We start from the raw sequence: 15,901 nt of genomic DNA on the forward strand, positions 1-15,901 counted from the left end.
CGCCTGCCCCCGGTGCGGTAGCAGCGTATGTACCGGCGTGCCGCCGCGTCGATGACCAGGATGCCTCCGCACGCCATCCGTTCACCGCACGGGCAACAGAACAGGCCAGTGAAGGAGGTGAGTTGGCGACGCGTTCCGGATGGAGCCGGACCGGACATCCCCGTGCCGGTCGTGGGCCGACGCGAGGCGGCCCCAACCGGCGGTGTGGGGAGGCCGGTTGGGGCCGGGTTCGTGGGGGCGGGCGTTCGCGGGCGCCCAGCGAGCCGCCCGGTGGTCAGTGGCGGGTGGGGAAGCGGAGCAGCGCGCCGACGCCGTCGGCCAGGCCGGTGCCGCCCGGGACGAGACCGAAGGCGGACGAGGTCTCCGCGCAGGTCTTCAGCAGCAGCGACTCGCGGGGCACCCGGACGTCCTCCTCGAACAACAGGGTGTCCACAGCGCCCAGTTCAGCGGCCCGGACCACCGGCTGGTCACCCTCCGCCGCCTGCTCGTGCGGCTGCCCCGCACGCAGCGCCCCGGCGCGCTCCCCGGCCACCCGGGCGCTCTCCTCGGCGGCGAACCGCAACAGCTCGTCGTTGAGGGCCTCGTCGGAGGCGCGCTCGTCGCGGCCGCCGCGCTCCGTCTCCACCAGCAGCGCGGCGAGACCGTCGTGCAGGGCGTCGCGTACCGCGGCGCGCGCCTGAACCCCCCCGGCCAGTACCACCAGTTCGGGGCGGAACCGGTCGGCGGTCCGCCGGACGTGCTCCGCCACGTCCATGGCGTTGCGGTCCACCGCCTCGTCGGCGCGCCGCTGGATCTGGTTGTGCGACAGGAAGCCGTGTCGCGGCTTGTGGACCCCCTCGATGGCGGTGCCCTGCACGGTCTCGTCGCCCAGCGCCTGCGGATGGTGCTGCTCGGCGACGACCGCCTGCCGGATCTCGGCACCCTCCTGGTCGGCGACGACCACCAGCATCCGCACCGAACGGGCCCGCTCGCGCGCGTAGGGCCCGAGTTCGGGGAGGTAGGCCCAGTGCGCCGCGTCGCCCACGCCGAGCGCCGCGTCCCACGGCTCGTCCAGGACGACGCCGCCAGCCCCGGCTACCAGGACCCGTCCGTTGGTCTGCTCCTCGCCGGGCGTTCCGGCGCGCAGCTCGCCCTCCAGGGCGTCCAGGGGCCCGGGGGGCGCGCCCTGCTGTTCGAGCCGGTCGCGGAGCGCCTGCCACCGGAGCCGAACCTGGGTGGCCGCGTTCTCGCTGGGGGACCTGCCCTCCAGGTAGACCGTCGCGAAGGGTCCCTCGTGCTGGTACAGCGGCTTCAGTGTGGACAGATCCATCGTCAGCTCCATAGATGATCGGCCTTCGGCTCATCGTCATACGCCGACGCCGGATCGAGTGGGTTTTCCCCGACGCGGCGCGGCGCACCACCGGCGCGGGTCCACCGGAGCGCGCTCCCTCCTCCCGCCCGGTCCCCGCCCTCCTCGCGCTCTCGGCCCACCCCCTCCCGCTCTCGTCCCGTTCGCGTCCTGTTCTCGCCCCGCCCCGGCCGGCCGCCCGGTCGCGGCGGCCGCCCTACGCCGCTCACCCCGGCCGGACCCGACCCGGACAGGGGTCATCCCGCACCCGGAGCCCGTCCCGCGCGGACGGCCCGCGTGCCCCTCCGGCCCCCCGGTTACCGGAGAGCGGCGGTTCACACCCGCGATGCGCGAGCGGTCCTTGGAGGCGCCCCGGCCCACGGGAGCGCCAGGGGACCGGGGGAGCCGCGGGACGCGGCGGCCCGCGCGGGCCCGGCGTACGAGCCACCGCGACTGCCCGGGCCCCGCGCGCCCGTGAGCTGGGGGACCGGCGAGGAGAGGGTGGCCCGGACCCCCGTGCCGTGGGGGCTGAGTCGTGTGTGGGGGGTGCACCCAAGTGCACCTCCGTCCGGATGCTGCGTCCCTCGTGTGGCGGTCAGGCCGCTCATAGCGTCGAGAGGGACGGGCGGAAGGCGCCCGGCGAAGGGAGGGACGACGGTGTCACGACGGAGGACGGACGTGGGGCGGCAGACCACCGGGCCCGGCGTGGAGGCGCTGCGCATGGTCGCGGTGCGCAAGGTGCACGGAGCGGACGGGCGGGAGGCGGACGGAGCCGCGGCGCCGGGCGCGGTCACCGCGCTGGACGGGGTCTCGCTGAGCCTCGCGCGCGGCAGCTTCACGGCGGTCATGGGGCCCTCGGGCTCCGGCAAGTCCACGCTGCTCCAGTGCGCCGCCGGGCTGGAGCGGCCCACCAGCGGGCGGATCGCGGTGGACGGTACCGAGGTCACCGGCGGCAGCGAGACGGAGCTGACGCTCTTCCGCCGCGAACGGATCGGCTTCGTGTTCCAGCAGTTCAACCTGCTGCCGACGCTGACGGTGCTGGAGAACACCACCCTGCCGCTCCGGCTGGCGGGCCGGAGGCCGGACCGCCGGTACGCCGTGGCGGTGCTGGAGTGGCTGGGGCTCGGCGACCGCACGGCTCATCTGCCCGCCCAGCTGTCCGGCGGACAGCAGCAGCGGGTCGCGATCGCCCGGGCGCTGGTGAGCCAGCCGAGCGTGCTGTTCGCCGACGAGCCGACCGGAGCACTGGACACCCGGGGCGCCCGCGCGGTCCTGGCGCTGCTCCGGCAGACCGTGCGGGAGGCCGGGCAGACCGTGGTGATGGTGACGCACGACCCGGTGGCCGCCTCCTACGCGGACGCGGTGCTGTTCCTCGCCGACGGACGGATCGTCGGCGAACTGCGGGCGCCCACCGCCGAGTCGGTCGCCGAGAGGATGACGCACCTCGGGGACGAGGACGCCGCCGCCACCGCCCGGCGGCACGAACTGGCGGGAGCGTGAACCGTGTTGACGCTGACGCTCGCCTCGCTGCGCCGCCGCCCCACCCGCTACCTCGCCAGCTTCGTCGCGGTGCTGCTCGGCGCGACGATGGTGATGGCCTTCGGCTCCCTGCTCGACACCGCGGGCGCCCAGCCGGTCTCCGCCCAGAGCCGGGACACGCTGGAGACCATGGCGCTGGTGGTCGGCGGCTGGGGGCAGCTGCTGGTGGTCTTCGCCGTCACCTCCACCCTCGGCCTCGCCGTGCGCCAGCGGGCCCGTGAGCTGGCGCTGCTGAAGAACGTCGGTGCCACCCCACGGCAGATCGGCGCGATGGTCGTGGGGGAGGCGTTCGTGGTCTCGCTGCTCGCCGCCGCCCTGGCCGTCCCGTTCGCGCTGCCGCTCGGCGGCTGGATCCTGGACCTGCTGATCGACTCCGGCCAGGTGGACGAGGCGCTGTCGCACTCGGTAGGCCCGGTCGCGCTCGGCCAGGGCGTCGGCGGCTCGGTGCTGATGGCCGTCGTCGCCGCGCTGCTCACGGCCCGCCGCGCCACCGGGCTGACCGCCGCCAGCGCGCTGGCCGACGCCCAGTACGACACCGGCCGCACGGGCCGGGCCCGCGCGGTGGCCGCCGCGCTGTTCCTGCTCGTCGGTACCGGTCTGGCGGTGACGACGGCCACCGCCCTGCGCGACGAGGGAGCGGACGCGCAGGCGGCCGCGGGCCCCGCGGTGATCGCCGTCTCGGTGGGGCTGGCCCTGCTGGCCCCGGCGCTGACCCGGTTCGGCGCGGCGCTGCTGGGCCGACCGCTGAGCCTCCTCTGCGGAGCCGCCGGTCAGCTCGCGGTGTGTGGCGTGCGGCACCGGATCCGGCGGCTGTCGGCCGCGGTCCTGCCGATCGTGCTGTTCACCGGGGTCGGTACGGGCACCCTCGGGATGCAGGTGGTGGAGAACGCGGCGATCGCGGACGAGGGGGTGCTGAAACCGGTCGACCAGCGGAACCTGGAGACCCTGAACCTGGTGGTGATCGGGATCGTCGCGGCCTTCTGCTGCGTGATGCTGATCAACACGCTGGTGTCCCTCACCACCTTCCGGGCGCGGGAGTTCGGCCAGCAGCGGCTCGCGGGCGCCACCCCGCGCCAGGTCCGTACCGCCGTCGGTGCCGAGGCGGCGGTGCTGAGCCTCGTCGGTGTCGCCGCCGGGGCGTTCGCCGGACTCTTCGCGCTGATCCCCTACTCCGTCTCGCGCACCGGCTCGGCGGTGCCCAACAGCGCGGCCGTGCCGTGGATCTGGCTCGGCGTCACCGGGTTCGCCACGCTGCTGACGTTCGCGGCGAGCTGGGGCACGGCCCGGCGGGTGCTGCGCCGGAGCACCGCGACCGAGGCGGTGCTCGCGGCCTGATCCGGAAGCTTCCCGCTCCGGCCGTCGCGGGGGGACGGCCGGAGCGGGACGGACGCGCGCGGGGGCGTTACGCGGGGGTTCCACCGTGTCTGAGCAGCAACTCATCACATCGGGTGAAACCTTGGCCGACCGTTGCGGCCAACAACCCTGAGTTGTCAAGCTGTTGCGCATTGTCAAGCGATCGGATGTCCTGGCTGGACACGGGGAGGATCCAGGTGTCATTCGGTGAGCAGCCCGCGTACCTGCGGGTCGCCGGGGAACTGCGGCAGCAGATCACCAACGGCTTTCTTCCCCCGCACACCCGGCTCCCCTCGCAGGCCCGCATCCGCGAGGAGTTCGGCGTCTCGGACACGGTCGCGCTGGAGGCGCGCAAGGTCCTGATGGCCGAGGGGCTGGTCGAGGGCCGCTCCGGATCCGGGACCTACGTCCGGGAGCACCCGGCGCCGCGCCGGATCCGCCGGAGCGGCTACCGCTCGCCGGGGGAGCGCACCGTCTTCCGGCAGGAGCAGTCGGACGACACCGTCAAGGGTGTCTGGGAGGCGCGGAGCGACCAGCGGGACGCCGCGCCCGGAATCGCCGACCGGCTGCGGATCACCGCCGGTTCGCGCGTGATGCGCACGCGGTATCTCTTCCGCGTGGAGGGCGAGCCGGTGATGCTCTCGACCTCCTGGGAGCCGCTGGCGCTGACCGGCCGCTCCCCGGTGATGCTGCCGGAGGAGGGCCCGCTCGGGGGTCAGGGCGTGGTCGAGCGCATGGCGGCCATCGACCAGGTGGTCGACAACCTGGTGGAGGAGGTCGGGGCCCGGCCCGCGCTGGCCGAGGAGGCCACGGCGCTCGGCGGGGTCCCGGGCCGCGCCATGCTCGTCATCGCCCGTACCCACTACGCGGGGGGCCGCCCGGTGGAGACGGCGGACGTGGTGGTCCCCGCGGACCGTTTCCGCGTCACCTACCACCTCCCGGTGCGCTAGCAACTCCCCGCCCGCTCCCCGCCGTTCCGTGCGCTGCTGGGCTGCTGGTCGCTGGCTGTCGGCCATCGCCTCCCGCCGGCCGGCCGCTGGCGGTCGGCTGCCGTCCCGTCCACCTCCCGTGCGGTGCGGCACTGTCCGGCGAGGGGTGTTCAACTCGCCTCCTCCGCCGATGTCCTGAGGTCAGTTGGTCAACTCTCGCCGTCCGCCGGTGATGTGTTGTCCGGACGGCCAAGCGGACGGCTGTGTGGTCGTGTTCGGAGGGCTGGGGGCTCGGGGGCGGTCCCGGCGGTGCGCTCATGTCGCCGGTGTCCGGCTGGGGTTCGCCGAGGGGGCGGGCTCGCGTGGGGTGGCCGTACCCGGGGTAGCACGCGGTGGCGGGGCGATGAGGCCGGATGTCGGCCCCCCACGGGCCCCGGAGGGCCAAGTGCAGGGGATCTTCGACGCGTTGGGGGAGCACGGCTGGCCGAAAAGGACGTCTCTCCGTGCCATGACGAATGCGTTGGGTGAAGGCCAGGCGTAAGCTCCGGCATATGCGAAGCGTGAGCGGCGACAGCGACACTGTGCAGCCCTGGCACGTCATACGGCAGGACCGGCACGGCAACCGCTACCGCGTCGGGAGCTACCCCACGCGGGGCGAGGCGCAGCAGGTCATCGAGCGGCTGGGCGGTACGGCGGACGGGCCGGGGGAGTACCTGGTCGAGTGGAAGATGGTCCCCGGGGCAGCGGAGGGCGGCGGGCGCGGCTGACGCTCCCGCCGGGTATCCCGTGCTCCGGGGGTGTCGCCCGCACCTCCGCGTTCCCGCGTTCCCCCGTTTCCGTACGGCCGCGCGTCCCGGTGCCCCTCCGCCCTACGTAACCGGGGTAACCGGGTAAGCCCGTAAGCCCGTGACGGTCTCCCCGTAACCCTGTGTCCCCGTGTCCCCGCCCTCCCCCGTGCCCGTGGGTGCTGGCGCGGGGGCGTGACCCGGCGGGGTGTGCGGGGCGGGCCCCAAGCGGAGTAGCCGTGCGGTGCCCCCAACCTGTCCACGTGCAGAATCGGATCTATGGGCCTCTTCGCCCACCTCGTCCGCGTTCGCCGGGCGAGGCGGCTACCCGATCAGGGGCGTGGGCAGTGTGAGCACAGGACCCTCCGGGACTTCCGGGGAGGCGGCCGACGGCGCCGAGGACCGGGCCGGGTCCGGCCCGGGTCCGGCCCCCGACGTGACGACCTCGCTGCTGGAGACGCTGCCGATCGGCAGCGTGCTGCTCGACGGCCGGGACACGGTGCTGCTGTGGAACCCGGTGATGGAGGAGATCCTCGGCTGGCCGGCCGAGGAGGCCGTGGGGATGGCGGTCTCCCGGCTCGTCCTGGAGTCCGACGCGCTGGACCACGCCCGGCGGGTGCTGCGGGAGGAGCACCGGTGGCGCGGGATCCTGTCCGTCCGCTGCCGGGACGGGAGCGTCGCCGAGGTCGAGGGGCAGGCCGCGACGCTGTACGACGCGGCGGAGAATCCGCTCATCCTGGCCAACATCGCCGAAACCGCGCGGCTGCGCGCCGTCGAGCAGGATCTGGCCGCGCTCGACGCGCTGTTCGTCTCCTCGCCCATCGGCATCGCGCTATTCGACACCGAGGGCCGGTTCGTCCGGGTGAACGACGAACTGGCCCGGCTCGACGGCGCCGCCCCCGAGTACCACCTCGGCAGAACGATCCCGGAGGTGCTGCCGAACTGGATGGCCGAGGACGTCGCCGCGGCGCAGGACTCGGTGCTGGAGACGGGCCAGCCGGTGGTGGACCGGGTGCTGACCGCGCCGGACGGGGTGGGGGCGCGCTCCGTCTCGTACGGACGGCTCACCGACCGGCACGGCCGGATCCTCGGGATCGTCGGGGCCGTCATGGACATCACCGAGCGGCGGAAGGCCGTCCAGCAGGTGGAGGCCGCCCGGCAGCGGCTCTCCCTGCTGGACGACGTGGGGGTGGCCCTCGGCGACCAGCTGGAAATCCACGCCGTCTCGCAGGCCCTCGCCTCCTCGCTCGCCCCGCGCTTCGCGGACTACGTCGGGGTGATGCCGCACGGCGAGATCGCCCACGGGGACGAGCTGCCCCGCACCGGCGCGGTGACCGGCGCCGACCTCCAGCTGATCGGGGTGGCCGCGCGGTACGGCGGGGAGGCTGTCGACCGGCTGCTGCACGCGGGCCGGGAGCTGCGCGTGGAGCGCGGCTCCGTCTTCGGGCGGGTGCTGGCCACCGGCACGCCCTATCTGGTCAACAGCCGGCGGGAGCTGATCGCCGCCGCGGGTGAGACCGACCCGATGGTGAGCACCGCACTGGAACTCGACGTCAACTCGCTGCTCGCGGTGCCGCTGCGGGCCCGCGGCATCGTGCTCGGGCTGCTGCTGATCGCCCGCTCGGGCGGCCGCGCCCCGTTCGACCACGACGATCTGACGCTCGTCGTCGAGGTCGCTGACCGGGCCGGGACCGCGCTGGACAACGCCCGGCTCTACGCCAGGGAGCGGGCGGGAGCGCTCACCCTCCAGCGCAGCCTGCTGCCCCAGCGGGTGCCGGAGCCGCCCGGCATCCGCGTCGCCTACCGCTACGTGCCCGCCAGCAGCGGCACCGAGGTGGGCGGCGACTGGTTCGACGTCATTCCGCTCGCCGCTGGCCGGGTCGCGTTCGTCGTCGGCGACGTGATGGGGCACGGGCTGCGCGCCGCCGCCACCATGGGCCGACTGCGCACCGCCGTGCGCACCCTGACCGGCCTCGACCTGTCGCCGGACGAACTGCTGCGGCGGGTCAACGAGCTGGCCGACGACCTCGCGCAGACCCCGGACGAACCGCTGATGGCCACCTGCGTCTTCGCCCTGTACGACCCCTCGCCCACCGCGCTCGCCGGGCGCCGCGGCGGGCTGCTCACCGTGGCGACCGCCGGGCACATGCCGCCGCTGCTGCTCACCGCCGACGGCAGCGGCGGACGGCGGGCGCGCATCCTCGACCTGCCCCCCGGCGCCCCCCTCGGGGTGGGCGACGTGCCGTTCGACTCCGTCGAGGTCGAGGTGGCGGAGGGCACTGTCCTCATCCTGTACACCGACGGGCTGGTCGAGAACCGGGGTGAGGACATCACCGAGGGCATCGGACGGCTCTGCGCGATGCTCACCCAGGCGGGCGTGGACGGCGAGGACGCCGACCCCCTCGACGAGCGGCCCGGTACCGGGACGGGAGGCCACCCCCGGGAGCGGCCGCCCGGCGGCGCGGGATCCGGCGGGGCGGCCCCGGGGGCGGAGGGGGGCACCGCTCCGGCGCCGGGCGCCGCGCGCGCCGTGGACACGGAGTCCGGTCCGGAGGGCCCGGGCTGGTCGGAGGCCCTGGCCGAGGAGACCGTGGAGAACCCCGGGTACGAGGTGCCGCCCGACATCGAGAACGCCTGCGACGCGCTGATCGCCGCCCGGAAGCGGCCCACCGGCGAGGGGACCTCAGCCCCGGAGGACGACATCGCGCTGCTGATGGCCACCCTCGGCGGACTACCCGAGGGCAGCTCGTCCTCCTGGACGTTCTCCGGCGGCAGCCACACCGTGCGTGCCGCCCGCTACGCGGTGAACGAGACGCTGCGCGAGTGGGGGCTGGCGGCGCTCTGCGACACGGCGGTGCTGCTGGTCAGCGAGTTGGTGACGAACTCCGTGCGCTACGCGCGCGGTCCGGTCGGGCTGCGGCTGGTGCGCGGCACCTCCCTGCTGGTCGAGGTCTCCGACCGGCTGCCCGACCCGCCCCGGGTCAGCCACCCCACCACCGACGACGAGGGCGGCCGGGGCGTCGCGCTGGTCGCCAGAGAGTCCTCCCGGTGGGGAACGCGCTACGGACCGGTGGGCAAGTCGGTCTGGTTCGAACTCCCGTTGGAGTGAGATCGTGGTGGCACGCGGTGCCGCGCGAACCCACGGACGTCCTCCAGGTGGATTTGAGCCACCGCGCCGTGGTTAGGAGTGGGGTGACCCCGCCGTCGGCGGGGGAACAGGTACCACGTCACGAGAGCGCGCGGGAGACGCCCCGGGGGCGGCGACCGTACAGTGCACGCGAAGGGCCCGCCAGCGGAGGCGCCCGGTGCGACACTGCTCGGACCGGCGGAGGAGCCGGGAGCGGGAAGGGGCAGCATTGAGCGACATCCCTCTGGAGGCGGCGGGGAAGCCGGACGATGTCCGCCGGGCCCTCGCGCTGCTCAACGCGGCCGGAGCCCGTATCGGCAACTCCCTCGACCTGGAGACCACCGCCAGGGAGCTGCTGGACGTCGCCGTGCCCCAGTTCTGCGACGTGGCCGCCGTCGACCTCTACCAGGACGTCTTCGCGGGCGAGGAACCCCGCCCCGTCCGCCCCACGTCGGGCCCGCGCCCGGTCATCCCCGGCCAGCCCGACCCCCGGACGCGCGGCGAACTACCCACGCGGGAACGCCCCGTCGGGATGGTCGGTGGCGAGATGCGGCGGGTGGCCTTCGCCAGCGCCGTCTCCGACGTGGGCGTCCACCGCGCCGACCAGGGCGAGCCCCCGGCCGGGGGCCAGGCCGAGGTCGGCTCCACCCACTGCTACGCCTGCCACTCGCCGTTCGCCACCGCGCTGCGCACCGCCAGGGTCCAGCAGGTCGTCCACGACCGGGACGGCGCGCCGCCCGCCCCGTTCGGCGCGAGGGTGCAGTGCACCCTCGCGGTGCCGATGGTCGCCAGGGGCCGGGTGCTGGGCCTCGTCCAGTTCTCCCGGGCCAAGGGGAGCGAACCCTTCGGCGAGCGGGACGTGGCGCTCTCCGCCGAACTCGCCGCCCGGGCCGCCGTCTGCGTGGACAACGCCCGCCTCTACCGAAGGGAGCACCAGCGGGCGCTGATCCTGCAACAGAGCCTGCTGCCCCCCGGGAACCCGGAGGCCGTCGGACTGGACATCGCCTGCCGGTACCTGCCCGGCAACCCCGCCACCGAGGTGGGCGGCGACTGGTTCGACGTCATCGAACTCCCCGGCCACCGCACCGCGATCGTCGTGGGCGACGTGATGGGCCGCGGACTGCGCGCCGCCGTCGCCATGGGCGAACTCCGCACCGCCGTACGGACGCTGGCGCTCACCGACATGGAACCCGCCGAGGTGCTGGGCGCGTTGGACGAGGTCGCGCGCGGACTCGGCGGCAGCCCCCGCGCGCAGCGCGGCGGCGGAGCCCACTCCGACCTCTCCGAGATCTACCTCGCGACCTGCGTCTACGCCGTCTACGACCCGGTCTCGCGCCGCTGCACCTTCGCCAACGCCGGGCACCTGCCGCCGGTGCTGCTCGAACCCGGCGAGCCCGCCCTGCTGTTGGAGGTCCCCAAGGGGGTGCCGCTCGGCGTCGGCGGCGAACCCTTCGAGGAGATCGAGGTGGAACTGCCGGACGGCGCGCTGCTCGGGCTCTACACGGACGGACTGGTCGAGTCCCGCGACACCCCCGTGGACGAGGGGCTGGACGCCCTCCGCGGCAGCCTCACCGACGCCACCGAACCCCTGGAGAGCGCCGCCGACCGGGTGCTGAACACCCTCAACGTGCACCACGGCGAGGACGACATCGCGCTGCTCCTCGCCCGGGTGCGTGGGCTGGGTCCGGACCGGGTGGCCGAGTGGCGGCTGCCCGCCGAGGCCCGCTCCGTCTCCCGCGCCCGCGACCTGGCCCGCGAACAGCTCGCCACCTGGGGCGTGGCGGACCTGGGCGACACCGCGGAGCTACTCGTCAGCGAACTGGTCACCAACGCGCTCCGGCACGGAGAGGGCGCCATCCAGCTGCGGCTGCTCCTCGACCGGACCCTGGTCTGCGAGGTCTGGGACACCGGGATGGCACAGCCACGCCGCCGCCGGGCCCGGCACACTGACGAGGGCGGCCGCGGACTCCAGCTGGTGGGGCTGCTGAGCACGGCCTGGGGCAGCAGGCGGACCCCCGGGGGCAAGACCGTCTGGTTCGAACTGGCCCCCCGCGCCGCGGGATCGCCGGAACCGGACCCCACCCAGGCGCTCCTCGACCTGTTCTGACCGGACGCGCCCGGCCACCGCCACCCAGCACCGTGCCCCGCCCCCCGAGGGAGGACGGGGCACGGCCCGGCGAGGGGACGGGCTCAGCCGGACGAGCCGCCCCGCCGTCGGCGGATCGTGTTGCCGAGCCACACCAGCGGGTCGTACTTGCGGTCAACGGCCCGTTCCTTCAGCGGAATCAGGGCGTTGTCGGTGATCCGGATGCCCTCCGGGCACACCTCGGTACAGCACTTGGTGATGTTGCAGTACCCGAGACCGTGCTCCTCCTGCGCGGTGCGCTTGCGGTCGAGCCCCTGCTCCTCCGCCTCGTCCAGCGGATGCATGTCCAGCTCGGCGACGCGCATGAGGAACCGGGGACCGGCGAACGCCTCCTTGTTCTCCTCGTGGTCCCGCACCGCGTGACAGGTGTCCTGGCAGAGGAAGCACTCGATGCACTTGCGGAACTCCTGCGAACGCTCCACGTCCTGCTGCCGCATCCGGTACTCGCCGGGCTTCAGCTCACGCGGCGCCACGAAGGACGGGATCTCGCGGGCCTTGGCGTAGTTGAACGAGACGTCCGTGACCAGGTCCCGCACCACCGGAAAGGCCCGCAGCGGGGTGACGGTGATGATGTCGCCCGGGTCGAACAGCGACATCCGCGTCATACAGAGCAGCCGCGGGCGCCCGTTGATCTCCGCGCTGCACGAACCACACTTGCCCGCCTTGCAGTTCCAGCGCACCGCGAGGTCCGGGGTCTGGGTGGCCTGGAGCCGGTGGATGATGTCGAGGACGACCTCGCCCTCGTTGACCTCGACCGTGAAGTCCTCCAGGCCGCCGCCCTCCACGTCCCCCCGCCACACCCGGAAGTGCGCCTGGTAGCCGGTGCTGGCGGTGCCGCCGGCGGGCCGCTTCTCCGCGTCGTCCGTCGCCGCGTCGTTGGTCTCCGTGGTCACTCGGTCGTCAGCTCCTCATCGGTCAAGTACTTGGTCAGCTCCTCCTTCTCGAAGAGCTCCAGGAGGTCCGCGCGCAGCGGCGGCATCTCGCGCCGCCGCAGCCGGACCCGGCCGGGCCGCCCACGGGCCACCTCCCGGTCGTCGCTCTCCCGCTCCCCGGCCTCCTCCGGGGGCACCTCCCCGTCCGCGAGCGTGCAGACGAGGTTGGCGCGCCGCCACTCCCGGTCCATCGCCGGGTAGTCGTCCCGCGTGTGCCCACCCCGGGACTCGGTGCGGTTCAGCGCGGCCCGCGCCACGCACTCGCTCACCAGCAGCATGTTGCGCAGATCGATGGCCAGGTGCCAGCCGGGGTTGAACTGCCGGTGCCCCTCCACCCCGGCACGGGCCGCGCGCTCCCGCAACGCGGCCAGCCGCTCCAGGGCCTGGGACATCTCCTCCTCCCGCCGGATGATCCCGACGAGGTCGTTCATGGTCTGCTGGAGCTCCTGGTGCACGGAGTACGGGTTCTCCCGTGGCCCGCCTCCCTCCGTGCCGGACGCCCCGGCCCCCGCCGACTCCGCCGTCGCGGGCACCTCCGCCTCGTCCGCGGCGCTGAACGGCCGCAGCGCCTCGGCCGCCGCCGCCTCCAGCTCCGCCTCGCTGACGGCGGGCCGCTCCCCGGCCGTCAGCGCCGCCGCGTACTCGGCGGCGTGCAGCCCGGCGCGACGGCCGAAAACCAGCAGGTCGGACAGGGAGTTGCCGCCGAGCCGGTTGGAGCCGTGCATCCCGCCCGCCACCTCACCGGCGGCGAACAGCCCCGGAACGCCGACGGCCGCCGCGCTGTCCGAGTCGACGTCCACCCCGCCCATCACGTAGTGACAGGTCGGCCCGACCTCCATCGCCTCGGCGGTGATGTCGACGTCCGCCAGCTCCAGGAACTGGTGGTGCATGGAGGGCAGCCGACGCTTGATCTCCTCGGCGGGCATCCGCTGCGACACGTCCAGGTAGACCCCGCCGTGCGGGGTGCCGCGACCGGCCTTGACCTCGGAGTTGATGGCGCGAGCCACCTCGTCCCTGGGCAGGAGTTCGGGCGGGCGGCGGTTGTTGTCCGGGTCGGTGTACCAGCCGTCGGCCTCCTCCTCCGACTCGGCGTACTTCTCCTTGAAGACGTCCGGGACGTAGTCGAACATAAACCGCCGGCCCTCGGAGTTGCGCAGCACCCCGCCGTCGCCCCGCACCGACTCGGTGACCAGGATGCCCTTCACGGACGGCGGCCAGACCATGCCCGTCGGGTGGAACTGCACGAACTCCATGTTGATCAGGGACGCCCCCGCGAGCAGCGCCAGCGCGTGCCCGTCCCCGGTGTACTCCCAGGAGTTGGAGGTCACCTTGAAGGACTTGCCGATGCCACCGGTGGCCAGGACCACCGCCGGACCCTCCAGGACGAAGAAGCGGCCCGACTCGCGCTCGTAGCAGAAGACCCCGGCCACCCGGCCGGAGTCGTCCTTCAGGATCCGGGTGACGGTGCACTCCTGGAAGACCTTGAGCCGGGCCTCGTGGTCGCCGTGCTCCGCGAAGTCCTCCTGCTGGAGGGCGACCGTCTGTTGCTGGAGCGTGCGGATCAGCTCCAGCCCGGTCCGGTCGCCGACGTGCGCGAGGCGCGGGTACTCGTGGCCGCCGAAGTTGCGCTGCGAGATCCGGCCGTCCGCGGTGCGGTCGAACAGCGCGCCCCAGGTCTCCAGTTCCCAGACGCGCTCGGGCGCCTCCCGGGCGTGCAGCTCCGCCATCCGCCACTGGTTGAGGAACTTGCCACCCCGCAGGGTGTCCCGGAAGTGGACCTCCCAGTTGTCGCCCTCGTTGACGTTGCCCATGCTGGCGGCGATGCCGCCCTCCGCCATCACCGTATGGGCCTTGCCGAACAGGGACTTGCAGATGACGGCGGTGCGCAGCCCCTGGCGCCGGGCCTCGACGGCGGCGCGCAGCCCCGCGCCGCCCGCGCCGACGATGATGACGTCCCACTGCTGGCGTTCGACTTGCGACATGACTCGTGCATCCCTCTCGATGACTCAGAAGAACCGGGGGTCCGTGAAGACGCCGGTCGCCAGCAGGTAGACGTACAGGTCGGCGACGGCCACGCTGATCAGCGAGGCCCAGGCGAGCATCATGTGCCGCTCGTTGAGCCTGCCGACCATGCCCCAGAGGCGGTAGCGGACGGGGTGCTTGGAGAAGTGCCGCAGCCGCCCGCCGATGATGTGCCGGCAGCTGTGGCAGGAGAGGGTGTAGAGCCAGATCAGGACGACGTTCGCCAGGAACACCAGGGTCCCCAGCCCCATGTGCCCCCACTCGTAGTGCTCGTCGCGGAAGCCGAGGACGGTGTCCCAGGTGAGGATCACGGCGATGCCCAGCGCCGGGTAGAAGAAGTAGCGGTGGATGTTCTGGAGGATCAGCGGGAAGCGCGTCTCGCCGGTGTACCCGCGGTGCGGTTCGGCGACCGCGCAGGCCGGGGGCGACGCCCAGAACCCGCGGTAGTACGCCTTGCGGTAGTAGTAGCAGGTCATCCGGAAGCCCAGCGGGAAGATCAGGATGATCACGGCGGGTGAGAGCACCCACCATTCCCCGAAGAGCGCCCAGTTGGGACCGCCCTTCATCGGCTCGCAACTCTCCGCGAGACAGGGCGAGTAGAACGGGGAGACGTACGGCGCCGCGTAGTAGTCCGCGTTGCTGAACGCGCGCCAGGACGAGTAGACGACGAACGCCAGGAGGCCGAGCGCGGTGGCGGCCGGGGCGAGCCACCAGCGGTCGGTGCGCAGGTGCGGCTGGGCGATGGCGGCGCGCGAGCGGTGCCACACACCGCCGCGCTGACTGTCCGTCGTGGGTGGGGGTTCGGTGCCAGTGGCCAACAGGATTCTCCGGGTCAGGCGACTTCGACGCGGCCAAGGGGTGCCGCGTCGTTACGGCGCATGCCGGTCCCTCGCGCCCAGGCCCTCGTCGTCGGCGTCGGCCCAGAGCTGTCTGTCGTAGGGCTGGTCCGGCACCGGCACCATCTCCGAACGGGGGACCTGACGGGCACGCGGCGCCGCCTCCTTGAGCAGCGAGAGCGACTCCCGCAGATGCTCCGTGTCACTGCGCACACGGCGCATCTCCAGACCTCCGCCGACCTGCTGCTCCAACCGGTCGATGGTGCGCACCAGTTCGGTGAGGCAGCGCTGGGCGGTGGCGAGCGCGTCGGGCACGGACGTGTGGGATGACTGTGAGGACAAGGACGTGCCCACCTCCGCTGAGTGGTGGCGGCTGGCATACGGCGCGGTTCACGCGCCTGGCGAGTGTTGCGCGTCACAGTCCCGCTTGTGAAGGGTGCGGAACCGGATTCCGCCGTACGGAGTGCGGACCGCATGATCGTCCGTCAACTCTTCGGTGATAGCGGTCAGTTGGGCATATCTGCGGCGCGCCGCAGACGTCGGACAGTGTGATCGTCGCGTGCCCCCGGTCCCCGGCCCCGGGCCTCGTACCCCGGCCCCGGTTCCCGGCCGTGGGGCACGGCACACCCCCGCCGGACGGACGGAGGGGAGCGAGCGGCCGAGCCGGGAACGGGCGACGGAGGACGGGCGGCGGGCGATGGGCGGCGGTGTGGCAGGGCGAGTGCGGGCGCGGATCCCGGGGCACGAGGGCGCGCACCGGCCGGGCCGGAACTGGGTCGGGGCCGGGGCCGGGGCCGACGGGTGGCCCAGGCGGTCCGGGCGGTCCAGGTGGCCGGGGCGGAGCGGGCTCCGACTCCCGGTTCGGTTCGGTGGGACGTTCCGGTCCGCCCGGTCGCGGGGTGCTG

The 15,901-nt window shown here is 73.8% G+C and carries 11 protein-coding genes; 6 read left to right on the top strand and 5 right to left on the bottom strand.

From position 1 onward, the window contains the following. Nucleotides 1-274: 274 nt before the first annotated feature. Nucleotides 275-1,309 (bottom strand): hypothetical protein, encoded by a 1,035-nt coding sequence (locus E0L36_RS10880; protein WP_258016139.1) that lies wholly within the window; start codon nt 1,307-1,309, stop codon nt 275-277. Between the two features lie 738 nt (nt 1,310-2,047). Here E0L36_RS10880 and E0L36_RS10885 point away from each other — a divergent pair. From E0L36_RS10885 to E0L36_RS10910, 6 genes are all read left to right on the top strand, one after another. Beyond that, nucleotides 2,048-2,827 carry an ABC transporter ATP-binding protein gene (locus tag E0L36_RS10885; protein WP_180929926.1) on the top strand — a complete coding sequence of 260 codons (780 nt, stop codon included), beginning with the start codon at nt 2,048-2,050 and terminating at the stop codon, nt 2,825-2,827. Between the two features lie 3 nt (nt 2,828-2,830). Further along, nucleotides 2,831-4,201 carry an ABC transporter permease gene (locus E0L36_RS10890; protein ID WP_180928824.1) on the top strand — a complete coding sequence of 457 codons (1,371 nt, stop codon included), beginning with the start codon at nt 2,831-2,833 and terminating at the stop codon, nt 4,199-4,201. A gap of 215 nt (nt 4,202-4,416) precedes the next feature. Further along, on the top strand, nt 4,417-5,169 hold the full coding sequence (locus E0L36_RS10895; protein ID WP_180928825.1) for a GntR family transcriptional regulator: 753 nt from the start codon (nt 4,417-4,419) through the stop codon (nt 5,167-5,169). Nucleotides 5,170-5,699: 530 nt separating this feature from the next. After that, entirely contained in the window at nt 5,700-5,915 is a 216-nt protein-coding gene (locus E0L36_RS10900; protein WP_374705519.1) for an SPOR domain-containing protein, read from the top strand. 367 nt (nt 5,916-6,282) lie between these two features. After that, nucleotides 6,283-9,042, top strand: a complete 2,760-nt coding sequence (locus E0L36_RS10905; protein WP_308416723.1) for a SpoIIE family protein phosphatase — start codon at nt 6,283-6,285, stop codon at nt 9,040-9,042. 247 nt (nt 9,043-9,289) lie between these two features. Beyond that, the gene (locus E0L36_RS10910) at nt 9,290-11,167 is read left to right on the top strand and encodes a SpoIIE family protein phosphatase (RefSeq protein WP_180928827.1); all 1,878 of its coding nucleotides are present in this window, start codon (nt 9,290-9,292) and stop codon (nt 11,165-11,167) included. 83 nt (nt 11,168-11,250) lie between these two features. On the opposite strand, the gene E0L36_RS10915 is transcribed toward E0L36_RS10910, so the two are convergent. From E0L36_RS10915 to E0L36_RS10930, 4 genes are read right to left on the bottom strand one after another with little or no spacing between them, the layout of a single operon-like run. Beyond that, the gene (locus tag E0L36_RS10915) at nt 11,251-12,099 is read right to left on the bottom strand and encodes a succinate dehydrogenase/fumarate reductase iron-sulfur subunit (RefSeq protein WP_180928828.1); all 849 of its coding nucleotides are present in this window, start codon (nt 12,097-12,099) and stop codon (nt 11,251-11,253) included. Then, complete coding sequence (locus E0L36_RS10920) at nt 12,096-14,120, bottom strand: fumarate reductase/succinate dehydrogenase flavoprotein subunit (protein WP_180928829.1); 2,025 nt, start codon at nt 14,118-14,120, stop codon at nt 12,096-12,098. Before E0L36_RS10920 ends, E0L36_RS10915 begins: the two co-directional genes overlap by 4 nt. Before the next feature lie 24 nt (nt 14,121-14,144). Continuing rightward, nucleotides 14,145-14,978 carry a hypothetical protein gene (locus E0L36_RS10925; protein ID WP_180928830.1) on the bottom strand — a complete coding sequence of 278 codons (834 nt, stop codon included), beginning with the start codon at nt 14,976-14,978 and terminating at the stop codon, nt 14,145-14,147. Between the two features lie 51 nt (nt 14,979-15,029). After that, complete coding sequence (locus E0L36_RS10930) at nt 15,030-15,311, bottom strand: hypothetical protein (protein WP_180928831.1); 282 nt, start codon at nt 15,309-15,311, stop codon at nt 15,030-15,032. Nucleotides 15,312-15,901 lie beyond the last annotated feature (590 nt).

The organism is Streptomyces sp. AJS327 (assembly GCF_013450295.1).
In the GTDB taxonomy this organism is placed as follows: domain Bacteria; phylum Actinomycetota; class Actinomycetes; order Streptomycetales; family Streptomycetaceae; genus Streptomyces.